Origin of the sequence: Paenibacillus sp. A3, assembly GCF_001399685.1 — a bacterium.
GTDB lineage: Bacteria > Bacillota > Bacilli > Paenibacillales > NBRC-103111 > Paenibacillus_G.
This window is the reverse complement of record NZ_JTHN01000117.1, coordinates 1-23,103: the sequence shown is the minus strand read 5'-3', so window position 1 is coordinate 23,103 and position 23,103 is coordinate 1. Positions and strand designations below refer to the sequence as shown.

The window sequence follows — 23,103 nt, the reverse complement described above, 5'->3', positions numbered from 1 at the left end:
TTCTTGATCTTTATATTAAGATCGAGACTCCATGCCGGTTAATTTTTTGAAAATGGCGTCCATTTTCTCTTTCAAACCGCAAGCTTCGTCGATCAGCTTCGCATTCTTGCTTACCGTCGCCACAGAGACCCCGTAACGCTCCGCAGCCTCATGGTAACTGATCGGACGCCGGTGCATCTTCGCCGTCAAATATTCAAGCGCAGCCGCCCAGCCTTCGACCTTGGTCATCTTGGGCACGTTCGGAAATACCCGCGATAAATATTCTACCCAAAGCGTCTGCAAATCGTACTGCTGCACCATATCGTAACGCCGGGCCATATGCCGCAGCGCCGTCTCCATAATGGCCTGCCACTTGCTCTCCCACACGGGAAGCCCCGGAGAGAACGGCGACGGCGCGACCGTCGTCCGCTTGCCGTTCAGCATGGCCGTCAGCGGCTCCTTCATCCCGATGCTGCGCAGCACGAAGATCGCCACCTGCTTCAAGTAGTCGTCCTCGTCCGGCAGCATAATAAATTCCGTGAGCGCGTCTTTCACTTCGTCGTCCGCAATCAACCCGAACGCTTGGATCACCTGCAGCTTCGTATCCCCGTCTCCGTGACGCAGCGCCCAGAAGAACGACGACCGGACAAGCGGATCGCGCTTCATATGCTCCGGCAGTCCGCCCTCGGCGCGCTCCAGCCCGCGAAATTGTTCCTCGAACGGCAGATGGTAGTGATAGCTGACCGGAGGCTTTCTCGTTTCCTCCCGGTGCTTATCCAGCAAGTTCAGATAGAACTTCGGAATTTCCGATCCCGGATCGAATTTCTCCGCCTGCTTCCACTGCCGCTGAGCTTCTTCGTACCGCCCGGTATTGTAAGCAGCTACCGCAGTGTAATGGAACAAGCAGGGATCGAGACCCGCTTCGCCCGTTTTCAACAGCCGCTTGAACAGACGGAACGCTTTCTCATGCTCGTTTAAGATCCCCATCGTCGTAGCCAGCTTAAAGACGTGGTCCTGATGGAACGGGTACGTTTTGCGCAGCACTTCAAGCAATTCGGCCAAGCTCTCCCGGTCGCCGAAATGCTGGTAAAAGATTGCCAGGTTACAGAGCGCATGCAAATTGCCGGGCTCCATCTCCAGCACTTGCCGGATCATGTCGACCGACTTGTCGAAATGCCCCATATAATAGTATGCCAAGGCCAAATTGTTGCGCGCGGCCATAAAATCGGTATGCTTGCTGATGATATTTTCCAAGAGACGCACCGCTTCGGAGAACTTTCCTTCCTCCAGCATCGAGCGTGCCCGGTCGTGATCGAACAAGCCTTCCCGGCTCTTGATCGTCGACAGCTTCGCAGGGCGGTCCAACTCGTAGCTTAGCAGTTCCATCATTTCCTCGGACTCTTCCAGAAACTGTCCGGTCGGATCGTTCTCAAGGTAATGAATAATCGCTTTTTCCGCCGATTCGTAATTTTCCATGTTGGCAAAATTGTTCGCCATATAGAAATAACATTCCGTCATCGTCGGATCGATCCGGTCCAATACGTGCTGCAAAATGCGGTTGGATTCCTCGTAATTTCCCATCTCGGACAGCAGCCCGGCCAAGTTGCAGTGATTAACCGGGTTTTCCGGCTCGTACTCAGCCGCACGACGAAAATATTTCAATGCCTTATCATAATGATAACGGTCCAAGGACTGAACGGCTTTTTCGAAAAAGAACGTGGCGTCCATTTTCATCGGTATGACATTGGTGCTGGGTTTCGGCAGCACACGTTTTTTCTTCTCCATAATTCAGGCACCTCCGTGACCCGTCCGGAATTACATGAGAAACCCGCCTGTGCATTTCAGAGCTTCATTTCTACATCGCCGGAGTAATAATGATTCCTAAGTATAACACAATCCGGCCCAAAACCGTAAGGTTTCGACAGCCGGAGTCGTGTGGTAATAATTATTATACGCCGCCGTATTTGAACAGCGAGCTGAGCGAACCGCCGGACATGATGATGTTGATCGCGTCCGAAAGCAGATGGGCAACCGAGAGCACCCGGAATCGGTTAGGATGGTGGTCCGGAATAGCGATGGAGTCCGTAATAACGACTTCCTTGATGTTCGGATGATCCAGTCGCTGCAAGGCCGGGCCGGAGAATACCGGGTGCGTCGCACAGACATAAGCGTCGTGGGCTCCGCGTTCCTTCAGGCCTTCCACGACGTTGACGATGGTCGAGCCGGTATCGATCAGATCCTCGATGATGATCGGCGTGCGGCCGGCTACATCACCGATGACATGCGTAATGACCGCTTCGTTGTGAGCCGGTCTTTTCTTGATCATCATCGCAAACGGCGCATCGAGAATGTTCGCCATCTTCTCGGCTGTTGTCGCGCGTCCCGCATCCGGGGAGACGATGATCGGGTTTTGGATGTTAAGCTTTTTAATGTAATCGCTAACCAAGTCCAGCGCAGTCAAATGGTCCACAGGGATGTTGAAGAAGCCTTGAATCGCCGGGGCATGCAGATCGATCGTGATGACACGGTCCGCACCCGCTGCCGTCAGCAGGTCCGCCACCAGCTTGGCCGAGATCGGTTCCCGAGGCGCGGCTTTGCGCTCTTGGCGGGAATAACCATAGTAAGGAACGACAAGATTGATCGTTCTCGCCGAAGCCCGCTTGGCCGCATCCATCATGACGAGAAGCTCCATGAAATTCTCGTTGATCGGATGAGAGAACGTTTGCACCAGAAAGACGTCGCAGTTCCGAATGCTTTCTTCGTAGAGACAATAAATTTCCCCGCTCTTGAATCGGGAAAGCTTGATTTTGCCAAGCGGCACTTTAAGCTCTTCGCATATGCGCTCCGCCAGTTTCGGGTTGGACGAACCCGAGAAAATCTTCATTTTGTCGCTGTACATGGTTACCTCCGCTTTTGCTTATGTTACAATGGGTCATTTGACGATGGGTGGACCTTCTCTAAAAAGGCTCCGGTTGGCCGGTTTACACAATATTTAAAATGCCCACGTCCCCATTATACATGAAATGAAGCGAATCCAATAGGCACCATGGTGCGTTTCCTGCTTTTAAATGTGGCTAATTCGTTAAATCCTTCCTGCTGCAGCAGGTCGGTCGCCTGGTCAAGGTACTGTGCGAGCCGGTCCGGCTGGTGTGCGTCCGATCCGAGCGTTACAGGAATTCCCAGCTCACGGGAGTATTCCAGCATGCGTCGGCTTGGGAACATTTCCCCAACCGGCATGCGCAGGCCCGATGCATTCAGCTCGATGGCCATTCCCGCCTCCCGGACGGCTTCCAGCGCCTGACGCTCCAAGTGCTCCACACTCTGCTCCGGCTTGAAGCCGAACCGCTTGATCACGTCGATGTGCCCGATGTAGTCGTAAAAACCGGTCCGGCACGCTTTACAGACCGCGTCGTAATATTGAACGTAGACCTCGTAGGCGTCCCGCTCCTTCCAGCCGTCCGTCTGCCGGTAATCCGTAATGTCCCATTCGCCGAGAAAATGAACGGACCCGATCACATAATCCCACGGGTAGGCTTTAATGATCCGCTCGATTTCCGCTTCGTATCCTTCGATATAATCGCCTTCGAGTCCGACTCGGATATCGATCCGGTCTTTGTATTTCTGCTGCAAACGCAGCGCTTCTTCCACATAGTTCGGCAGTTCGTCCATCGGCATAGCCATGCCCGGGTAATAGGAAGCCGGGTCGACATGCAGCAAGGGCATGTGATCGGACAGCCCCAGTTGGTCCAGTCCGATCTCAATGCCCTTCAGCACGTACTCCTCCAGCTCTCCCGACGCATGTCCGCACCGCACATGGTGCGTATGATAATCGATGCGCATTCGGGTGAATTCTCCTTTTAGGCGACGGAGGGCGGCATGGTCACCAGCCTGCCCCTTCTTCGACGCCATTATTTTTTGTGTCGGCGGTCCAGCTCGCGCATAACCTCATCAAGCGGCAGCTTCGCTTCGCGCAGCAGCACCATCAGATGGAAAATAAGGTCGCTCGCTTCGTACCGCAGCTCGTCGTTGTCGCGGTTTTTCGCCGCGATGATGACCTCGGCCGTTTCCTCGCCGACTTTTTTCAATATTTTATCGATGCCTTTTTCAAACAGATACGTCGTATACGCGCCTTCCGGCCGTTCCGCGTCGCGCTGCGCGATCACCGACTCCAGTCGGCCGAGCATGGCAAAACGATCTGCAGACTGCGATTCTGCTGCCGCTTCTCCGCCGTCAGCCAAAGCTCCGAGCTTCACTTCGTTGTAGAAGCAGCTGTAGCGCCCGGTATGGCAAGCCGGCCCCGCCTGATCTACAAGCACCAGCAGCGTGTCGCCGTCGCAATCGTATTTCAAAGCCTTGACCTTCTGCACATGGCCGGATGTCGCGCCTTTATGCCACAGCTCGCTGCGCGAACGGCTCCAAAACCACGTTTCGCCCGACTCCAATGTCAGCTTCAGCGACTCCTGATTCATATAGGCCATCATCAGCACGTCCTTGCTTGCCGCATCCTGTACGATGGCCGGCACGAGGCCGCTCGCGTCCCATTTGATGGCCGCCGTTAACTCTTCTAAGGTTCCTGCCGTTTGCCCGCTCACCGGACCTCCACCCCTTTATGCCTGAGGTCGTCTTTAACCTCTTCGATCGTCATCTCTTTGTAGTGAAAAATCGTGGCGGCCAGCCCCGCGTCCGCCTTGCCTTCCGCAAACACGTCGTAGAAATGCTCCTTCTTCCCCGCTCCGCCGGAGGCAATAACCGGAATCGATACGAGCTCCGAAACCGCCCGCGTGAGCCGCAGGTCAAACCCGTCCTTCGTGCCGTCCGCATCCATGCTCGTCAGCAAAATTTCGCCGGCGCCAAGCTCTTCGATCCGCTTGGCCCATTCGAGCGCCCGGATGCCCGTGCCGTTGCGTCCGCCGTGGGTGAACACTTCCCATTCGTTCCACTCCGGGTTGTACCGGGCGTCGATCGCGACGACGATGCACTGCGAGCCGAAGCGGCGCGCGCCGTCGGACACAAGCTGAGGATTGCGGACCGCAGCCGTGTTGATGCCGATTTTGTCCGCGCCCGCCCGCAGCAGCCTTTTCATGTCATCCACGCTCGAGATTCCGCCGCCGACCGTGAACGGAATCGTAATTTGACCGGCCGTCTGCTGCACGACGTTGACCATCGTCGCCCGTCCCTCATGGGAGGCGGAGATGTCCAGGAACACCAGTTCGTCGGCTCCTTCGCGGTCATAGATCGATGCGAGCTCGACCGGATCGCCGGCATCGCGCAAATTGACAAAATTGACTCCCTTGACGACCCGCCCGTCCTTCACGTCCAGACAAGGGATGATCCGTTTGGCCAGCATATGCCGTCCTCCTTTCTGCCTTTATATCCGTCCGTGCGCTTCCTCCAGCTTGATGCTGCCGGTGTACAGCGCCTTGCCGACGATGGCGCCGCCCACGCCGTCCGCCGCATGCTGCGCCAGCCGCTCCAAATCCTCGTAACGGCTTACGCCGCCGGAAGCGATCACCGACTGCCCCGATACCTTCGCCAAATGGACGATCGCCTCCACGTTCGGACCGCCCATCATGCCGTCGCGCGAAATATCCGTAAAAATAAACGTCTTCGCGCCTTCCTTCGCCAGCTCTGCGGCAAGCTCATCCGCTTTGACCGCGGACGTTTCGAGCCAGCCGCGGGTCGCTACATATCCGTCCCGGGCGTCGATGCCGATGGCGACTTTGTCCCCGTGCTTCTGAAGCACCCGGTTCACGAACTCGCGGTTTTCGATGGCCGCCGTCCCGAGAATGATGCGCGAAACGCCGAGCGACAAAATATGATCCACGTCCGCTTCCGTGCGCAAGCCGCCCCCGAGCTGTACCGGAACGTTCACGGCTTTGGCGATATCGCCGACCAGCTTGTCGTTGACCGGATAGCCCGCCTTCGCTCCGTCCAGATCGACGAGATGAATCCATTTGGCTCCTTGCGCTTCCCAAGCTTTGGCGACCTCCAGCGGATTTTCGTTATACACGGTTTCCTGATTGTAATCGCCCTGGATCAGGCGCACGCACTTGCCCCCGCGAATGTCGATGGCGGGATAAATGATGAATGAAGACATGAAAACGTTCCTCCAACCTTGGAAATATGAATCGCGCCGATCGTTTGAAAGCCCGACCCGGCAAGCCGGAGCCAAGCGCACGGCTGGCGAAGCGTGTCTATTTACGCATACACAGCGCAAGAAAATTGCCGAGCAGCTTCATGCCGACGCTGCCGCTTTTTTCGGGGTGAAACTGCATCCCGAATACGTTATTGCGGCCGACGATGGCCGTCACCTGCTGATAGTAATCCGTTACCGCCAGCAGATCGCCCGGCTGCTCCGGCTTTACATGAAACGAGTGAACGAAGTACACATGCCCCTCTTCTACCTCTTCAAACAGCGGGCTTGCTTGCCGAAATTCCAGTTTGTTCCACCCCATGTGAGGCACCTTGTAATCGCCTTGGAAGCGGACGACGTCTCCGGGCAGCAGGTTCAGCCCCTCATGCAGACCGTGCTCTTCGCTGCGGGTAAATAAGAGCTGCATGCCCAGACAGATCCCAAGCAGCGGCTTACCGCTGTCCGCATAACGCTTCACGGCCGCATCCAGCTTCGATTCGCGCAGATGGTCCATCGCATCGCCGAACGCCCCTACGCCGGGAAGAATAGCTCCTTCCGCCTGAAGCAGCTCCTGCTCGTCCGAAACGATTACGCCGCGGTAGCCGAGCCGTTCCACCGCCGAAGCGACGCTGTGCAGGTTGCCCATGCCGTAATCGATGATGGCGATCATGGATTACAAGACCCCTTTCGTCGACGGCACGCCCTGTACGCGGGGATCGATGCTCGTCGCCTCGTCAAGCGCCCGTCCGAGCGCCTTGAATACCGCCTCGACCATATGGTGCGTGTTATGCCCATAGTGCACGATAACGTGCAGCGTAATCCGCGCTTCCAACGCAAATTTCCACAAAAATTCGTGCACCAGCTCCGTCGTAAAGCTGCCGACTGTCGCCGACGGATATTGGGCCCGGTATTCCAGATGCGGCCGGTTGCTGATATCGATCGCCACCTGCGCCAGCGCTTCGTCCATCGGGATGAATACGTTGGCGTAGCGCTTTATTCCCTTCTTGTCGCCGAGCGCCTCGCGCAGCGTCTGCCCGAGGCAGATGCCGATATCCTCGACTGTATGATGATCGTCGATATCGACGTCGCCTTTGGCGTCTACCTTCAAATCGAACTGTCCATGCTTCGTGAACAGATCGAGCATATGATTCAAGAACGGCACATCCGTTTCGATCTCGGATACGCCGGTACCGTCTACGTTAAATGCGAGCCGGATGTCCGTCTCGTTCGTTTTGCGCGCGATTTCGGCCTGGCGCCCGGCACCTTGCACGTTTTGTTCAGCCACGCTGGTTCCCTTCTTTCTTCAAGCGAATTTCGATTGCCCGCGCATGTGCGTCCAGCCCTTCGTGACGGGCCAGCGTTACAATTTTCTCCCCGTCGCGCAGCAGCGCTTCCTTGCTGTAATAGATGACGCTCGATTTTTTCAGAAAATCGTCGACGTTCAGCGGCGACGAGAACCGTGCCGTTCCATTCGTAGGCAGCACGTGGTTCGGTCCCGCAAAATAGTCCCCCACCGGCTCCGAGCTGTAAGGCCCGAGGAAAATCGCCCCGGCGTTTTCGATCCGGCTCAAATAATCGAACGGCTCGCGCACGATGATTTCCAGATGCTCCGGCGCCAGCCGGTTTACGACGCGGACGCCTTCCTCAAGGCTGTCCACGGTCAAAATCGCGCCGTAATCGCGAATCGATTGCGCGGCAATATCGCGGCGCGGCAGCTCGTTCAACTGGCGGCCCACCTCCACGCGGACCGCTTCGGCCAGCTCCCGCGACGGCGTGACAAGAATGGCGGACGCCATCTCGTCGTGCTCGGCCTGTGACAGCAAGTCCGCCGCCACATAAGCGGCGTCCGCCGTCTCGTCCGCCAGAACGACGATCTCGCTTGGCCCGGCGATGCTGTCGATGTCCACCGCGCCGAACACGCTGCGCTTCGCCAGCGCGACGTAGATGTTGCCGGGGCCCACGATTTTGTCCGCCGCCGGAATCGACTCCGTCCCGTACGCCAGCGCAGCTACCGCCTGCGCGCCGCCGACGCGGTAAATTTCGCGCACGCCCGCTTCCGCGGCCGCGACGAGGATATGCGGGTTGATGCCTTCCACCCCGGCTGTGGCCGGAGGCGTCACCATCACGATTTCGGGTACACCCGCGACCTGCGCCGGGATCGCGTTCATCAGCACCGACGACGGATACGCCGCCTTGCCGCCGGGCACATACAGCCCGACCCGGCGCAGCGGACGGATCACTTGGCCGAGAATGCTGCCGTCGGCTTGCAGATCCATCCACGAGTTGCGCATTTGCTTCTCATGGAAGCGGCGAACGTTTGCCGCCGCTTCGCGCAGCGCCGCCAGGAAGCTCTCATCCACCTGTGCATAGGCGGCTTCGATCTCCTCCTGCGTGACACGCAGCTCCTCGACCTTGACCCCGTCAAACTGCTGTGCGAACTTGCGCAGCGCGGCATCCCCGTCCCGGCGCACCTCTTCGATGATGCGCTTTACGCTTTCGTTTTGCTCGGGCGTGCCGTATTCGACCTCCCGCTGCAGCGAAAATTCCGATGCGGGCATTACTCTCATGACCGCAGCCTCCTTTAATGTATGTGCGAATTCCTGTTTCTCTTTTTCCGGTAAGGCTATACCTTTGCCGTCACCGCGGCAATGACCGGCTGCAGCCGATCACAGAGCGCCTGAATGGCGTCGTTCTTCATCCGGTAGCTGACGCGGTTGGCAATCAGCCGGCTCGTAATCGCAAAAATTTGCTCATGCTCCGCCAGCCCGTTTTCCCGGATCGTGCTGCCGGTCTCCACCATATCCACGATCCGGTCGGCCAGACCGATCAGCGGGGCCAGCTCGATCGAGCCGTTCAGCTTGATGACCTCGACCTGCTGCCCCTGCTCCCGAAAATATTGCGAGGCCACGTTTGGATATTTCGTCGCCACCCGCGGGTTCAGCACCGGCTGCCAATCCGGCAGCCCGATGACGGACATGCGACAGCGCGCAATCCCGAGATCCAGCAGCTCGTATACGTCCCGGTTCTCCTCCATCAGCACGTCTTTGCCGACGACGCCGATATCCGCCACGCCGTATTCGACGTAAGTCGGCACATCGACCGGCTTCGCCATAATGAATTCCATCCGCGCCTCCGGAACGGCGATAATCAGCTTGCGCGAATCGTCCGTCTCCTCCGGGATGGCGAGCCCCGCTTCGCGGAACAGCTTGGAAGCCTGTTTATAAATACGCCCTTTGGGCATTGCCACCTTCAATAAGTCCTGCATGCGCTGCCCCTCCTTACTCCGTAAACGATATGATGTCGCAATAGCGGGAGCCGTGCACTTGCAGCACGCCGTCTGCTTGCCGAACCGCATTCAGCCCTTGTTGTCCGTCCGCCAGAAGACGCGTCTCCGCAATAAAGCCTTCTCGCGAGCGGTATTCCCTTGCCTTAGCCAGCGCTGCCGCCCGATGACACTCCGTGTAGACGATCAGCACGCGCTGCGTGGCTTCTTCCCTTTTGCTTTTGCCGATCACTTCCAAGATCCGGTTCGTCTTCAGCCCGAAGCCCGTCGCCGGCGCCGGACGCCCGAACTGCGCCAGCAGATTGTCGTACCGTCCCCCGCTGCATACGGGAAAGCCCATATCCTCAGCGTAGCCTTCGAACGTCATCCCCGTATAGTACGAGAAATCGCCGATCATCGTCAGATCGATCAGCACATGCTCGCTGACGCCATAGGCTTCGAGCACGTCCCAGATTTCGCACAGATGCGCAATGGCATGTTGGGCGACAGGGTCCTTCGTCACCTGCCGCGCCTGATTGCAAATCTCCTGTCCGCCGCGCAGCCGGAGAATGCCTTCCAGCTCCTGCTGCACTTCGCGAGGAAGGCCCAGCGACTTGATCGTTTCCCGGTAGCCGACGTGATCACGGCTGAGCAAGCATGCTTTCAACGCGGTCTGTGCGTCCTGACGCTGCTGCAGCGTCTCTTGGAACAAGCCGTTGAGGAAGCCCACGTGGCCTAGGGCGATCTTGAACTGCTGCACACCGGCCGCTTGCAAGCAAGCGATAGCCAAGGCGATCACCTCGGCATCGGCTTCGCTGGAAGCATCGCCTATGAGCTCCACGCCCGTCTGGAAAAACTCCGCATCTCGTCCCGCCTCGGCTTCGAACGCCCGAAATACGTTCGCTTGATACGAAAGCCGCAGCGGGAACGGATGCTCCTTGAGCAGCGAGGAGGCGACCCGGGCGATCGGCGCCGTCATATCGGAACGCATCACAAGCGTCGTGCCGTTCCGATCCAGGAGCTTGAACAGCTTTTTGTCCTCCGTCGAGCTGGCCACCCCAACGGTATCGTAATACTCCAGAGTAGGAGTAATAATTTCTCTATAGCCCCAGCGCTCCATACACTGCATGACTTTATATTCGATGCGGCGGAGCTTGGCCGCCGCTTCGGGGAGGTAATCTTTTACGCCTGTCGGCTTTTCAAACACCTTCGGTTTGGACACCGTCTTCACCCTGCTATCTTTAATTTTGCTTTAGTGCGCTACCATACTACCAAAATAAAGAATGTAATCGTAAGTTTATCACGGGAACGCTTGATTCGTCAATGATCCGATTGCATGGAGCCGGTTGCGCGAATAAAGACAAGAGCATATAATAACAATACAAGGGAGCAACGGCGGCTACCGTTCTCCCTAGGTACAATAACCGCTTCAAAGGCGGTCGGCTGAATAAGGAATGATCGTGAAATAGACCGTATTCCCTGTGTGATGGGCGGTCTATTTCTTTTTGTTTTGGATAAGAGCGACGATGATGTTAACTACCAGCGTGAGCAGCGCAACAAGCAGCATCCCGAAGCCGATTATTAAAGTCAACGTGTCCTTAACCTCCACAGGCATCACCTCCCTTCCGGGAGATTAGCCGACCGCCCTTGCAAGCCTTTTTATTGTACAAGCCGTATTATAGAGCATCTTGTTAACTTTTGCAAAATATTAAATTTGCAAATTCTAAATCATCCGACTCATTTATCCTTCTCCGTCATGCGCACATCCTCCCGGATCACCCGAAGCGGATTCCCCGCTACAAAGCTGTACGGCGCGACATCCTTATGCACGACCGAGCCCGCGCCCACGACCGCATGATCGCCAATCGTCACCCCGGGCAAAATCGTCGTATTCGCTCCGATCATTACATGAGAGCCGATCTTCACCCGCCCGAGCCGGTATTCCTTGATCAAATACTCATGCGTCAAAATCGTCGAATTGTAGCCGATAATCGTATTATCTCCGACCTCGATCTTCTCCGGAAAAAACACATCCACCATCACCATCAACGCAAAGGAGGCATGCTCCCCTACCTTCATCCCGAGCACACGGCGGTAGATCCACCGTTTCAGCGGCAAGGAGGGCGCATACCTGGAAATTTGGATAAAAATAAAATTGCGGACCGCCTTGAAACGGCTGATCGTCTTATATACCTGCCACAGCGAGTTCGGCCCTTCCACCGGATATTTGTCCGTGTTTCTCAAGCGCTATTTCCCCTCGATCCCGACAATCGGCACAATATCGCGCATATCCTGAATGATATGGGTCGGGTTGTACTGTTTCAAATATTCGGTCCCTTTCAGCGACCAGGCGACCGCCACCGACGGAATGCCTGCATTATGCGCCGCTTCGATATCATAGTGGCTGTCTCCGACCATCAGCGCGGAGGAGAGGTCGCCCCCGAGCTCCCGGACCGCTTTGTGAATCCCTTCCGGGTTCGGCTTCGCTTTCCCGACGTCGTCCACCGTGACGATCGTGCCAAAGTAGTCGTACAGTCCCGTTAACTTCAGCCCCATTTCCGTCGTCTGCCGGATTTTGCTTGTCACCACACCCAGCTTGACACCGGCGGCATGGAGCTTGGCCAGCGTCTCGCGAACATAGGGAAACTCCCGTACCAGCTCGTCATGATGCGCAATGTTAAACGCCCGGTACTTTTGCACCAAATCGTCCACCTGCTCACGTCCGGAGAAGAACACCATCTGTTCGATCAACGGCCGTCCCATGTTCGGAACAATGTGTTCCCGGGTTACCGGCTCTGCGGTTATCCCCTCAAACGTATGCAAGAACGACTGAATAATGAGCTCGTTCGTATCGACAATCGTTCCGTCCAGATCAAATAACACGGTTTGTATCATGCTGCTACTCCTTTGTCTTTACGTCTGCTTCCTTGCTGCCATCCGGCCGAGTCTCTGTACCACCGGCTCCGCCTGTTCCCTCCGGCACTTGTCCGATCCGTACAATCGGATCGCTATAGCGCTCCGAAGCAGCGCCCGTCCGGCGGCGAACGATGATCAGCGCAATCGCGGCCAGCACGATCAGCACGGCCAGAAGCTGCGAAATCCGCACATTGCCTCCGTAGGTCATGAATCCGGGCTCGAAGCCGAAAGCCTTCATCGGCGACCACATGCCGTTCATCAGCGCGGCCAGCCAGCTTGGCCCCGTAAAATCGAGACTGTCCGTCCGCAGGCCCTCCACGAAAAACCGCCCGATCGAATACCAGATGAAATAACTGAAGAAGAGCTCTCCCGCCCGCAAAAACGAACGCCGCCGCAGCACGAACAGCAGGAGAAGTCCTACGACGTTCCATAGCGACTCATATAAAAACGTCGGATGATAGTACTGGCCTTCAATAAGCATTTGATTGACGATCCAATCCGGCAGATGCAGGTTGTTCCTGAGGAACGACTCCGCCACGGGCCCGCCGTGCGCTTCCTGATTAATGAAGTTGCCCCAACGCCCGATCGCTTGTCCGATAATTAAGCCCGGCGCGCAAATATCGGCAATGCGCCAGAACGAATAGCCTTTCCGCCGCACGTAAATGACCGCCGCGATAATGGCGCCGATCAACGCTCCGTAGATGGCAATACCGCCTTCCCAAACAGCAAAGACTTTCCACAGATTATCTTGGTAGTCCTCCCATTTGAAAGCGACATAGTAAATTCTTGCGCCAATGATCGCCGACGGGACCCCGATCAGCACCAGATCCATGAAGAAGTCCGGAGACATGCGGAACCGTTTGCCTTCTCGAATCGCGAGCAGCAAACCGACCAGCGCCGCCGTCCCTAAGATGATGCCGTACCAACGGACGCTTAACGGACCGATGGCAAAAGCAATCGGATTAATCGCGAGAAACATGCTTGTGACTCCTTCCTTATGCTTAAAAATTGTCCGCCCCTCAAATCGGGGCTTCCCCTTACAAATCGTCCATGTCCTCGGCCAGCGACTCGGTCAATTTATTCGTAAACTGCAGGGCAGCGTTATAGCCCATCCGTTTCAAGCGGTAGTTCATCGCCGCAACTTCAATAATAACCGCCAAGTTTCGTCCCGGCCGAACCGGAATCGTCACGAGCGGGATATTCGTATCAATAATCTGGGTCGTTTCCTCGTCCAGCCCGAGCCGGTCGTACTGCTTGTCCTGCTGCCATGTCTCCAGCTTGACGACCACCGATATTTTCTTCTCGGTACGCACCGCACCGGCGCCGAACAGCGTCATGACGTTAATAATCCCGATGCCGCGGATTTCAAGCAGGTGCCGGATTAATTCAGGCGCATTGCCGATCAGCTGATGGTCGGCCGTTTGACGGATTTCCACCGCATCGTCAGCGATCAGCCGGTGTCCCCGCTTCACCAACTCCAATGCCGTTTCACTTTTACCGATACCGCTGGACCCGGAAATCAGCATGCCGATACCATATACATCAACCAGCACCCCATGAATCGTCGTCGTAGGGGCGAGCCGGTTTTCCAGAAAGTTCGTTACGCGGCTGGCCAAAATGGTCGTCGCCATCGCCGTCCGAACGACCGTGATCTTATGGTCGTTGGCCGCGGCCAGCAGCTCGATCGGCGCATCCATCCCGCGGCTTATAATAATGCAGGGTGTCTCCTCCGGCGCACACAGCCGGTGCATCCGGTCCATCCGCTCTTCCGACGACAACCCGTCGAAGAACGTCAGCTCCGTTTTGCCGAGAATTTGGACCCGGTCCGTCGGATGGAATTCGTAATAGCCAGCCATCTCGAGCCCGGGACGGTACAAATCCGCCGTGACGATCGGACGCTTCAGTCCCTCTTCGCCGCAAATAATTTCCAGATGGAACTCTCTCACCAAATCCGATACTTTCACTTTTTTCGGCATCGTGATCTTTCTCCTTTATATCCCAATATCCTCATCCTAAAGGAATCAGTCGCATAAATCAACCGGAAGAGGCCGTGCGAAGCCCTCTCACCTGCTGGACGAACCGGTCCAGCGCAAGCGTCCCTGCCCGCTCCTCGCCTTGAATCAGCGACAACAAACGGGTCAGCCGCTGGCCGCGAATCCACAGCTCCTTCAGCTCCTCCGTCGCAAGCATCCGTCCTACGGTCCAACGCGACAGTACGGCAATGCCAAGTCCGGCCGCAACCGTCTCCTTGACGCCTTGCGTGCTGCTCAGCACGTAAGCCCGCTGCACCCGCAGTCCCCATTCGCGGATCAACCGATCGCTGTAGGCCCGGGTACCGGAGCCGACCTCGCGGAAGATCCAGACTTGATCCTGCAAAGCCTCCGGCGTCACTTCCCGGTACGCCGCAAGCGGATGGCCCGCCGGAACGGCCACGATCATTTCGTCCTCCATGAACGTCTCCGAGCGAATCCCCGGCCGCTGCAGCTCTCCTTCGACCAGCCCGACCTCCAGTTCGTGCGCCTGCACGAGCCGTTCGATTTCATCCGTATTGCCTACGGTGACCTGTACCTCCACCCCCGGATACAGCCGTGCATAGCTCGCCAGCAGCTTGGGCAGAAGAAACTCTCCGATCGTGAAGCTTGCCCCGACGCTTAAACTGCCGGAGACGACCTGGTTCAGCCTGTCGATCTCATGCTTCGCCGTCTCGTATTGCAGTAATATCGCCTTCGCTTGACGATACAAGATTTCCCCCGCCTCCGTCAGCTTCACCCGCTTCGACGAACGATGAAGCAGCTTCGTCCCGAACTCATTTTCCAAGCTGCGGATATGCATGCTGACCCCCGGCTGAGACAAATGCAGCAGCTCCGCGGCACGTGAAAAATGCTGCAGCTCCGCCACCGTCACAAACACTTTCAATTGCTCGATGCTCATGAATCTTCCCACTCCCCAGCTCTTCGTACAGCCGCGCTGTCCGGACAAGCTCTTCATTCGTAGAGGCTACGCCTAGCATATCGCGATTTTCTTTCCAACGCCACCCGCAGCCGCAGCAAAAAAGGCCAGCCCGTCAGGACTGACCTTTTATTCCGTTCAATGCGCATTAAGCGTTCAGCAAAATGGAATTCGTCGTATCTTTGTCGAAGAAGTGAACTTTGTTCATGTCCACAGCGAGCTTCACGTTGGAGCCTTCTTTGGCGTTCGAGCGGCCGTCTACACGAACAACGGCCATTTGGCTGCCGATTCCGCTGAGGTGCAAGAGCATTTCATGACCGAGGTTCTCCGCCACTTCCACATGAGCGTTGATGATGGTGTTCGGAGAAGCTTCCATAAAGATCGCTTCTTCGTGGAAATCTTCCGGACGTACGCCCAGCACGACTTCCTTGCCGGCATAGCCTTTTTCGCGGAGAATTTTAGCTTTGCCTTCCGGCACTTCGACATTAAAGCCCGATGCTTTAAAGTACAAGCTGCCTCCTTGCTCAGCGAATCCGCCGTGCACGAAGTTCATGGACGGGGAACCGATAAAGCCCGCTACGAACATGTTCACCGGATAATTGTAGATCTCCTCCGGAGATGCCGCTTGTTGAATGATGCCTTTATCCATAACGACGATCCGGTCGCCCATCGTCATTGCTTCCGTTTGGTCATGCGTTACGTAGATCGTCGTCGTTTCGAGACGTTTCACGAGCTTCGTAATTTCGGCGCGCATTTGTACGCGCAGCTTCGCGTCCAAGTTGGACAGCGGTTCGTCCATCAGGAACACTTGCGGCTCGCGGACAATCGCCCGGCCCAAGGCAACGCGCTGACGCTGACCGCCGGAGAGCGCCTTCGGCTTACGGTCTAGCAAGTGCTCGATATCGAGAATTTTGGCCGCTTCGCGCACGCGGGCGTCGATGTCGGCTTTTTTGAATTTACGCAGCTTCAAACCGAATGCCATGTTTTGATATACGTTCATATGGGGATACAAAGCGTAGGATTGGAATACCATCGCAATATCGCGGTCTTTCGGAGCGACGTCGTTCACGAGACGGTCGCCGATATACAGTTCGCCTTCCGTGATTTCCTCCAACCCGGCGATCATCCGCAGTGTCGTGGATTTACCGCAACCGGAAGCGCCTACCAGAACCAGAAATTCCTTGTCCTGAATATCGAGATGGAAGTCTTTCACTGTTGCTTCTTCTGCGCCGGGATATTTTTTGACGATGTGGTTCAAACGTACACCAGCCATGATTGATTCCCCCTACGAATTAGTATCGTGTTCATTGATTAAATGATACCGTAACAAGGCGTATCATGACTATGCACAATCTCTACAAAAAAACTACTTTCTTTTCGTTACTTTGTACAATAGCATGGCAATCTTCACAAGCACGGCGTTGTTGAACGTCCGCACGTCCAATCCCGTCTCCTGCTTGAATTTGTCCAAGCGGTACAGCAGCGTGTTGCGGTGAATATACAGCTTTTTGGCCGTCTCGCTGACGTTGCAGTCCAGCTGGAAAAACTGTTCGAGCGTCGTCATCGTCTCCGCATCAAACGCCACATCGAGCCGTTTCAGCACGTTCTCCAGAAAGCTCGCCTTCTCCGCTTCCGGCACCAAATGCACCAGCCTTTCCAGCTGGAGCTCCCATGGCATATGCATGTTGCTGCCCACATGATATGTGCGCCCCAGCATCATCGTCTCCCTGAGCTGAAGCACCGCGGCATATAACGATTTTGCCGGTAGGATCGGATAATGGATGGCCAGATGGCACTCGCCTACCCATTCGTTCTCAAGCATTTCGTGCAAGCCGTAGCCGACGGCCGCAAGCCGGTCTTCCAGCGTTTCGCCGTCCGAGTCTTCCTTCTCGTCGCCGGAATCCATCGACATGATTTTCTCCGAGCCGAGAATGAGCCATTCCTTATCCGTCAGAGGAATCAAGGTCATGTCCGCATCGAAAAACGATTCCAGCAGCTTTTTCAGCTCCCGGTCGTGCGCCCGCCGCGAGGTTGTGTAATCCCCATACAACAGCAGCGGTATTTTTTTGGAGTAAAGCGACAGCTGCGACACCAGAGCATCGGGCATTTCGGCTTGCGTCAAGCCGAGCTCCTGCTGCGTGCGAAGCCAATCGCGCACCATTCCCGCTTTGCGCTCCTCCTCGTTGGCGAGCGACGGAGGCTTTTTGTCCTGCATCTTGCGGCTTTCCAGCGTAAGCTCCACGAGCCGCCGCTCCACAGGCGATACGGCATCTGCCTGTATGGACAGAAGCAGCGCCTCCTGCCCTTCTTTTTGCGCCAAAAAAAGAAGCCTGCCCTCGCTGATCAAGCTTCCGCCTTCGGACCCCGGCTCGGCCTTATGCTTCTCTGCTTCACTCCGCCACGCTTCCCAGGCCCATCTGGTGGTTTGAACCGGAGTATTCAATATGGCTTCAAGCTGCTCCCTCACTTGTTCCCAATCCATCTCCTCGCTCCCAACCCTATGTCTATATTAAATAACTAGTTACATCTATTGTAACACAATCGGCCCTGGGAACCGCAAGAAAAGGTGTTGCCTTAGGACGTAAATCATTAATCGCGTTTAGCTACGGATAAGAGCTTAAGATACGGTAATAATAAAAATGAATTTTCCATCCTCATCCATTGTTGATTTGCAAAGAGAAGGAGGATTGTGCCATTCCCGAGCTGCATTATGGCTGCACCACAGTTTCGCTGGAACTGCCTTCGGGCAGGACGTACGATACATTGACATACGGACTCGAAGCTTTGGAGACGTCTCCCGAGTTGTCCCAAAACCGGATTCGCGAAGCATTGGCGGCGCCTATCGGGAGCAAGAGACTCCGTGAGCTTGCCGAGGGGAGAAGCCGGGCCGTCATTCTGATCAGCGACGGTACCCGTTTGTGCCCTACCGGGCTGCTCTTGCCTCCGCTGCTGGAGGAGCTTAGCGCGGCTGGCCTGGCCGACGATCAGCTCGATATTGTCGTGGCGCTGGGGGCCCATCGCAAGCACACGCCCGACGAATTGAAGCGGCTGGTCGGCGCCGAAATTTACGCGAGAGTCCGCGTGCATAATCATTCGGCCGCGCCGGAGGATTGCGTTTATATGGGGACAACGTCGCTCGGTACCCCGGTTGAGATCAACCGCATGGTCGCCGAGACGCCGCTGCGCATTGCGACGGGTAATATTGAGCCTCATGCGATGGTTGGCATTTCCGGAGGCGTCAAAGCGCTCGTACCCGGGGTAGCATCCAAACGCACCATTGAATGCCATCATGCGTTGTCGTTAACGTACAAGGCTGTTCCCGGCGTCTCGACTAATCCGCTGCACCTCGATTTAGAGGAAGCCGAGCGGTTCGTTCCGATCCATTTCCTGCTCAATGTGATCGTCGACCACGATCGGCATGTGCTGAATGCCGTAGCCGGACAGACCGCGGAAGCTCATAAGAAAGGAAGCGAATTTGCCGCCGGCTGGTTTACCCGGCAGGTAACCGAACTGTACGATGTCGTCATCGTTTCGGCTGGGGGAGCTCCGAAAGATTTGCAGATGTATCAAGCCTTAAAAGCGCTCCGCAATGCTGCCGCTTTCGTAAAGCCGGGAGGCGCCCTGCTTCTTGTGGCGGAGTGTCCCGAAGGGATGGGAAACGGCTTATTTCAGCATTGGATCGAGACGATGGGCGACCGCCGAAAAATGACGGACAAGCTGCGTGAACGCTTCGTACTGGGGGCCCACAAAATTTTGCATGTGGAAGAAGTGCTGCACCGCGCCCGGGTGTTTGTCCGGTCCTCATTGCCCCGTCACTTAATTGAATTGCTAGGCTTTTATCCGGCCGACGATTTGAGCGCTACGACCCAAGCTCTGCTGCAAGACCCCGACGCGAAGCTGGCTCTCATGCCGTTCGGCTCGCTAACCTATCCGCGTCATCACCGCTAACAGAAAACGGAGGAAGATTCTTATGAACTGGATCGGATGGCCCTTGGCACGCGTCGTCTTTTTGTTCGTAGGCATCGCTTTTTTTGCCATTTGGGTACAAGTGACCCTCTCGCATTACCGACAAAACTTTCACCATAAAGCCATGTGGGTTCCCGTCGTCTCTGCCCCTATATTCAGCCTGCTTGCCGTATCGCTTGCCTATTACCGGCTGGATTGGCTGTTTTTACTTTTTTCCTATCTTATGTGGTTCGGCGTTGTTGCAGGGGGCATCGGGTTTTACTTTCATTTCCACGGGGTAGGCGTTCGCGTCGGCGGCTATACGATGCGCAACTTTCTTGTCGGTCCTCCTGTCGTGCTTCCGGTCCTGTTCAGTGCTTTGAGCGTCCTTGGACTTCTCGCCTATTATTGGAGGTAAATCGATGAAAAAGCTCACACGGTACCCTTCCTACGATGTCATGCACGAAAAAGACGCTTGGGACGATCATACCCAGCAAATCGTGCTTTCCCGATTGCACACTACCGGCGATTATGTGTTCCTGACGACCGTTGAGGCCGAACATTTGCGGGCTTGGTGCTCTCTCTTGGTCGATGACGAACGTCCGGAAATCATTCAGTTCGTATTGGATCATATCGATCGGACGTTGGCAGGCGGACAAGAAAGCCAGCGTAAAAGCGGCGAGCCTGAGGCGGTCGTGCTGGTGCGCGAAGGGCTTCATGCCCTGGATCTCGCATGTCAAACGATCCATACCGAGCGCTTCTTTCACCTTCAACCGAAGCAGAAAAAACAGTTCATGCTCGATGTCAGCCGTAATCAAGCGGTGCCTCTCGAAGTGTGGCAGCACGTGCCGCAGGAAGCGCTGTTCAAGAAATTGCTGAACCTAACTGTCGAAGCTTATTATTCTCATCCTGAAATATGGTCGGAGATCGGATACGGAGGTCCCGCTTATCCCCGCGGTTATGTACGTATGCATCCGGGGCAGCTCGATCCATGGGAGCCTAAGGAGGAGAAAAAACAGCATGAAGCGTAAGTATGAGGCCGAGACGGTAGATGTCGTCATTGTTGGAGCCGGGGCTGCCGGCGGTGTGCTGGCCAAAGAGCTGAGCGAAGCCGGGATGAGCGTCGTGGTGCTGGAGGCCGGACCGTTCCGGGATCCGCAGCACGATTTTGCCAGTGATGAGCTATCCATGCAGAGCTTGGGCTGGCAGGAGGCACGTATCGTCGATGGTCATGACCCGCTGCAAATGGGCCATAACAATTCTGGCTGGGGAGTTGGCGGGGGAACGACGCATTTTACCGGAGTCTTTTTGCGTTTTCATGAAAGCGATTTTCGAACCAAAACGCTGGACGGCGTCGGAGAGGATTGGCCGATCAAATATTCCGATCTGAAGCCCTACTATACGAAGATTGAGAAGGAGATCGCCGTCTCGGGCCCAAAATATTTCCCTTGGGGCGAGTTTCACGGCCCCTATCCATATCCCGAACGCGATCCGATCAGCCCGAACGCGCAGGTATTTGCCAGAGGCTGCGAAAAGCTCGGCATTCGCTGGGTCGTCAGTCCGCTGGCCATTTTGTCCGCCCCCTTCGAAGGGCGCCCGCCTTGCATCAACCGCGGGTTTTGCAACCAGGGCTGTATGCCGAACGCCAAATTCAGCACCCTGATCGTCCATATTCCCAAAGCGATTGAAGCTGGCGCGGAGGTGCTTCCAGATTGCAGAGTTACCCAAGTGAATACGGATGCAAACGGCCAGGCCACGGGAGTGACGTTTGTTCATAACGATGTGACCTATGAGCAGCGGGCGCGGCTGGTCATTTTGTCCGCATACGTCGTGGAAACCCCTAGGCTGCTCCTGAATTCGGCCAACAGCCGGTTTCCGAACGGACTTGCCAATAGCAGCGGATGGGTCGGGAAAGCGTTCATGACCCACAGCAGTCACGATGTCTATGCGCGATTTGAAGAGGAGGTCCGTCTGTATAAAGGAACCCCCGTACTTGCAACGACGCAGGACTTTTATAGCACTTCCCCCGAACGGGATTTTGCCCGCGGCTATACGCTGCACGCCCACGGGGTCCGGCCCGTGAGCTTTGCAAGCGGTATTACACAATCGGGTAAGAACGGTCCGATTTGGGGGACACGTTTGCGGGAAACGGTACTCGACTACAATTACTACGGACGAGTCACGTTAGTCGGGGAAGTGCTTCCGAACCCGGACAACGCCATTACCTTGAGCGATGAAAAGGATGCTTTCGGCATGCCTCGCGCAAAAGTCACCTTCAGCTATGGAGAAAACGACAACCGGCTTATCCAGCATGCGATCGGAACGATGAGCGAAATTTTAAGCGCCGCGGGAGGCAAGCCCGAATTCGTCATTCCCGATACGGCGCATTTGATGGGAGGCTGCCGTATGGGCAACGATCCCGATACGTCCGTCGTGAACTCCTACGGGCAAACACACGATATTCCGAACCTGTTCATATGCGACGCCAGTATTTTTGTGACGTCCGGAGGCGGCAATCCGACGAATACGGTGATGGCGCTAGCGGCGCGCACTGCCGATTACATCAAGGCGACCATGAAGCGAATGGAGCTGTGACTATACCCTGCCTATCCTTTACGGTAAAATAAACACATGCTGTGTTTACAAACTAAGAAGGAGGGAGAACCGTTGGCTATAGTCGAAGTAACCGTTATTCCCATCGGAACCGAAACGACCAGTTTAAGCGGATATGTCGCCGATCTGCACCGCCTGCTGGAACAAGCCCCGGAACCGATTCATTATCAAATGACGCCGATGAGTACCATTATCGAAGGAGAGCTTCAAGATTTGTTTCAAGTGCTTCAGCGGCTGCACGAAGCTCCGTTCCAACATGGAGCCAAGCGCGTGTCCACATCGATCAAAATCGACGACCGCCGGGACAAAAATGCTTCCATGGAGCAGAAGCTTCGCTCCGTCCGCGACAAACTTCAATCGTGAAGTAAAAAAGCAAATATAATGCAAAAAAGAGACCCCTTGAGGTCTCTTTACTTGTCACCTAAATGGTGAGCCATGTAGGACTCGAACCTACGACACCCTGATTAAAAGTCAGGTGCTCTACCAACTGAGCTAATGGCTCGTGAGAATAACTGGTGGAGGCTGATGGATTCGAACCACCGAACTCGTCAGAGAACAGATTTACAGTCTGCTGCGTTTGGCCACTTCGCTAAGCCTCCGTGTAATGGCTGTAAGGCCTATGGTGGCTCGGGACGGAATCGAACCGCCGACACGAGGATTTTCAGTCCTCTGCTCTACCGACTGAGCTACCGAGCCTTATGTATGCGGTTAGCTTGTCCCTTAAAGTTCAAGCTTATCCTGCTTGGTAAGATAAATCATGGCGGAGCCGACGGGATTCGAACCCGCGGTCTCCTGCGTGACAGGCAGGCATGTTAGGCCTCTACACCACGGCTCCACACTATAAATATTGAAACAACTGGTGCCGCCGAGAGGACTTGAACCCCCAACCTACTGATTACAAGTCAGTTGCTCTACCAATTGAGCTACAGCGGCATATGGTGGAGGCTGACGGGATCGAACCGCCGACCCTCTGCTTGTAAGGCAGATGCTCTCCCAGCTGAGCTAAGCCTCCATGGGATAAATATATATGGTAGCGGCGGAGGGGATCGAACCCCCGACCTTACGGGTATGAACCGTACGCTCTAGCCAGCTGAGCTACGCCGCCAAAACTTACAACGGAGAGAGAGGGATTCGAACCCTCGCACCACTTACGCAGTCTAACCCCTTAGCAGAGGGTCCCCTTGAGCCACTTGGGTATCTCTCCAAGCTTAATCATTCAAGACTTGCGCCCTGAAAACTGGATCGAAACAAAGCGTTCCGATATATCTTTTCTCGCTCCGTTGACTGCGTCAAAAGTCGCTCCTAA

At 55.8% G+C, this 23,103-nt stretch carries 24 protein-coding genes and 8 tRNA genes; 5 read left to right on the top strand and 27 right to left on the bottom strand.

Features of this window, described 5'->3' with window-relative positions; genetic code table 11:
• Window positions 1–15: 15 nt before the first annotated feature.
• From QJ48_RS18325 to QJ48_RS18240, 19 genes are all read right to left on the bottom strand, one after another.
• A complete protein-coding gene (locus QJ48_RS18325) occupies window positions 16–1,764 on the bottom strand; it encodes a tetratricopeptide repeat protein (RefSeq protein WP_054974989.1) in 1,749 nt (582 codons plus the stop codon).
• A gap of 163 nt (window positions 1,765–1,927) precedes the next feature.
• Window positions 1,928–2,878 carry a ribose-phosphate pyrophosphokinase gene (locus QJ48_RS18320; RefSeq protein WP_054974988.1) on the bottom strand — a complete coding sequence of 317 codons (951 nt, stop codon included), beginning with the start codon at window positions 2,876–2,878 and terminating at the stop codon, window positions 1,928–1,930.
• Between the two features lie 113 nt (window positions 2,879–2,991).
• A complete protein-coding gene (gene hisJ / locus QJ48_RS18315) occupies window positions 2,992–3,819 on the bottom strand; it encodes a histidinol-phosphatase HisJ (protein ID WP_054974987.1) in 828 nt (275 codons plus the stop codon).
• Window positions 3,820–3,887: 68 nt separating this feature from the next.
• On the bottom strand, window positions 3,888–4,571 hold the full coding sequence (gene hisIE / locus QJ48_RS18310) for a bifunctional phosphoribosyl-AMP cyclohydrolase/phosphoribosyl-ATP diphosphatase HisIE (protein ID WP_054974986.1): 684 nt from the start codon (window positions 4,569–4,571) through the stop codon (window positions 3,888–3,890).
• Entirely contained in the window at window positions 4,568–5,326 is a 759-nt protein-coding gene (gene hisF / locus QJ48_RS18305; RefSeq protein ID WP_054974985.1) for an imidazole glycerol phosphate synthase subunit HisF, read from the bottom strand. The genes hisIE and hisF overlap by 4 nt, the downstream gene beginning before the upstream one ends.
• A gap of 21 nt (window positions 5,327–5,347) precedes the next feature.
• A complete protein-coding gene (hisA, locus tag QJ48_RS18300; RefSeq protein ID WP_054974984.1) occupies window positions 5,348–6,076 on the bottom strand; it encodes a 1-(5-phosphoribosyl)-5-[(5-phosphoribosylamino)methylideneamino]imidazole-4-carboxamide isomerase in 729 nt (242 codons plus the stop codon).
• Window positions 6,077–6,173: 97 nt separating this feature from the next.
• On the bottom strand, window positions 6,174–6,782 hold the full coding sequence (gene hisH, locus QJ48_RS18295) for an imidazole glycerol phosphate synthase subunit HisH (RefSeq protein WP_054974983.1): 609 nt from the start codon (window positions 6,780–6,782) through the stop codon (window positions 6,174–6,176).
• A gap of 3 nt (window positions 6,783–6,785) precedes the next feature.
• Complete coding sequence (gene hisB / locus QJ48_RS18290; RefSeq protein ID WP_054974982.1) at window positions 6,786–7,397, bottom strand: imidazoleglycerol-phosphate dehydratase HisB; 612 nt, start codon at window positions 7,395–7,397, stop codon at window positions 6,786–6,788.
• Window positions 7,390–8,679 (bottom strand): histidinol dehydrogenase, encoded by a 1,290-nt coding sequence (gene hisD / locus QJ48_RS18285; RefSeq protein ID WP_054974981.1) that lies wholly within the window; start codon window positions 8,677–8,679, stop codon window positions 7,390–7,392. Before hisD ends, hisB begins: the two co-directional genes overlap by 8 nt.
• A 56-nt stretch (window positions 8,680–8,735) precedes the next feature.
• A complete protein-coding gene (gene hisG / locus QJ48_RS18280) occupies window positions 8,736–9,377 on the bottom strand; it encodes an ATP phosphoribosyltransferase (RefSeq protein ID WP_054974980.1) in 642 nt (213 codons plus the stop codon).
• A 13-nt stretch (window positions 9,378–9,390) separates the two neighbouring features.
• Window positions 9,391–10,596: an ATP phosphoribosyltransferase regulatory subunit gene (locus QJ48_RS18275; RefSeq protein ID WP_054974979.1), complete on the bottom strand. Its 1,206-nt coding sequence runs from the start codon at window positions 10,594–10,596 to the stop codon at window positions 9,391–9,393.
• Window positions 10,597–10,869: 273 nt separating this feature from the next.
• On the bottom strand, window positions 10,870–10,983 hold the full coding sequence (locus QJ48_RS38800; RefSeq protein WP_237762965.1) for a putative holin-like toxin: 114 nt from the start codon (window positions 10,981–10,983) through the stop codon (window positions 10,870–10,872).
• A 128-nt stretch (window positions 10,984–11,111) separates the two neighbouring features.
• A complete protein-coding gene (locus QJ48_RS18270) occupies window positions 11,112–11,618 on the bottom strand; it encodes a DapH/DapD/GlmU-related protein (RefSeq protein WP_054974978.1) in 507 nt (168 codons plus the stop codon).
• A 3-nt stretch (window positions 11,619–11,621) separates the two neighbouring features.
• Window positions 11,622–12,269 (bottom strand): pyrophosphatase PpaX, encoded by a 648-nt coding sequence (gene ppaX, locus QJ48_RS18265; RefSeq protein WP_054974977.1) that lies wholly within the window; start codon window positions 12,267–12,269, stop codon window positions 11,622–11,624.
• Between the two features lie 4 nt (window positions 12,270–12,273).
• On the bottom strand, window positions 12,274–13,269 hold the full coding sequence (lgt, locus tag QJ48_RS18260; protein WP_054974976.1) for a prolipoprotein diacylglyceryl transferase: 996 nt from the start codon (window positions 13,267–13,269) through the stop codon (window positions 12,274–12,276).
• Window positions 13,270–13,327: 58 nt separating this feature from the next.
• Window positions 13,328–14,266 carry an HPr(Ser) kinase/phosphatase gene (gene hprK / locus QJ48_RS18255; protein ID WP_054974975.1) on the bottom strand — a complete coding sequence of 313 codons (939 nt, stop codon included), beginning with the start codon at window positions 14,264–14,266 and terminating at the stop codon, window positions 13,328–13,330.
• 58 nt (window positions 14,267–14,324) lie between these two features.
• Window positions 14,325–15,221: a LysR family transcriptional regulator gene (locus QJ48_RS18250; RefSeq protein WP_054974974.1), complete on the bottom strand. Its 897-nt coding sequence runs from the start codon at window positions 15,219–15,221 to the stop codon at window positions 14,325–14,327.
• A gap of 166 nt (window positions 15,222–15,387) precedes the next feature.
• Window positions 15,388–16,512, bottom strand: coding sequence for an ABC transporter ATP-binding protein (locus tag QJ48_RS18245; RefSeq protein ID WP_036692603.1), 1,125 nt, complete (start codon window positions 16,510–16,512; stop codon window positions 15,388–15,390).
• 93 nt (window positions 16,513–16,605) lie between these two features.
• The gene (locus QJ48_RS18240) at window positions 16,606–17,721 is read right to left on the bottom strand and encodes a CdaR family transcriptional regulator (protein WP_054974973.1); all 1,116 of its coding nucleotides are present in this window, start codon (window positions 17,719–17,721) and stop codon (window positions 16,606–16,608) included.
• Between the two features lie 179 nt (window positions 17,722–17,900).
• Here QJ48_RS18240 and larA point away from each other — a divergent pair, with 179 nt between their 5' ends.
• From larA to QJ48_RS18215, 5 genes are all read left to right on the top strand, one after another.
• Window positions 17,901–19,187 carry a nickel-dependent lactate racemase gene (gene larA / locus QJ48_RS18235; RefSeq protein WP_337589627.1) on the top strand — a complete coding sequence of 429 codons (1,287 nt, stop codon included), beginning with the start codon at window positions 17,901–17,903 and terminating at the stop codon, window positions 19,185–19,187.
• 22 nt (window positions 19,188–19,209) lie between these two features.
• A complete protein-coding gene (locus QJ48_RS18230; RefSeq protein WP_054974972.1) occupies window positions 19,210–19,602 on the top strand; it encodes a hypothetical protein in 393 nt (130 codons plus the stop codon).
• 4 nt (window positions 19,603–19,606) lie between these two features.
• Window positions 19,607–20,215, top strand: a complete 609-nt coding sequence (locus QJ48_RS18225; RefSeq protein ID WP_054974971.1) for a gluconate 2-dehydrogenase subunit 3 family protein — start codon at window positions 19,607–19,609, stop codon at window positions 20,213–20,215.
• Window positions 20,205–21,779 (top strand): GMC family oxidoreductase, encoded by a 1,575-nt coding sequence (locus tag QJ48_RS18220; protein ID WP_054974970.1) that lies wholly within the window; start codon window positions 20,205–20,207, stop codon window positions 21,777–21,779. Before QJ48_RS18225 ends, QJ48_RS18220 begins: the two co-directional genes overlap by 11 nt.
• A 72-nt stretch (window positions 21,780–21,851) precedes the next feature.
• Window positions 21,852–22,160 carry an MTH1187 family thiamine-binding protein gene (locus QJ48_RS18215; RefSeq protein WP_054974969.1) on the top strand — a complete coding sequence of 103 codons (309 nt, stop codon included), beginning with the start codon at window positions 21,852–21,854 and terminating at the stop codon, window positions 22,158–22,160.
• Between the two features lie 63 nt (window positions 22,161–22,223).
• Here the strand turns inward: QJ48_RS18215 and QJ48_RS18210 are convergent.
• The 8 genes from QJ48_RS18210 to QJ48_RS18175 all read right to left on the bottom strand — a co-directional run bounded on the left by QJ48_RS18210 (window position 22,224) and on the right by QJ48_RS18175 (window position 23,001).
• Window positions 22,224–22,299 (bottom strand) — tRNA-Lys (locus QJ48_RS18210).
• Between the two features lie 11 nt (window positions 22,300–22,310).
• A tRNA-Tyr gene (locus QJ48_RS18205) sits at window positions 22,311–22,396 on the bottom strand.
• 21 nt (window positions 22,397–22,417) lie between these two features.
• A tRNA-Phe gene (locus tag QJ48_RS18200) sits at window positions 22,418–22,493 on the bottom strand.
• Window positions 22,494–22,555: 62 nt separating this feature from the next.
• A tRNA-Asp gene (locus QJ48_RS18195) sits at window positions 22,556–22,632 on the bottom strand.
• Window positions 22,633–22,654: 22 nt separating this feature from the next.
• A tRNA-Thr gene (locus QJ48_RS18190) sits at window positions 22,655–22,730 on the bottom strand.
• Between the two features lie 3 nt (window positions 22,731–22,733).
• Window positions 22,734–22,809: transfer RNA gene (locus QJ48_RS18185), tRNA-Val, on the bottom strand.
• 16 nt (window positions 22,810–22,825) lie between these two features.
• Window positions 22,826–22,902, bottom strand: a tRNA-Met gene (locus QJ48_RS18180).
• An 11-nt stretch (window positions 22,903–22,913) separates the two neighbouring features.
• Window positions 22,914–23,001: transfer RNA gene (locus QJ48_RS18175), tRNA-Ser, on the bottom strand.
• Window positions 23,002–23,103 lie beyond the last annotated feature (102 nt).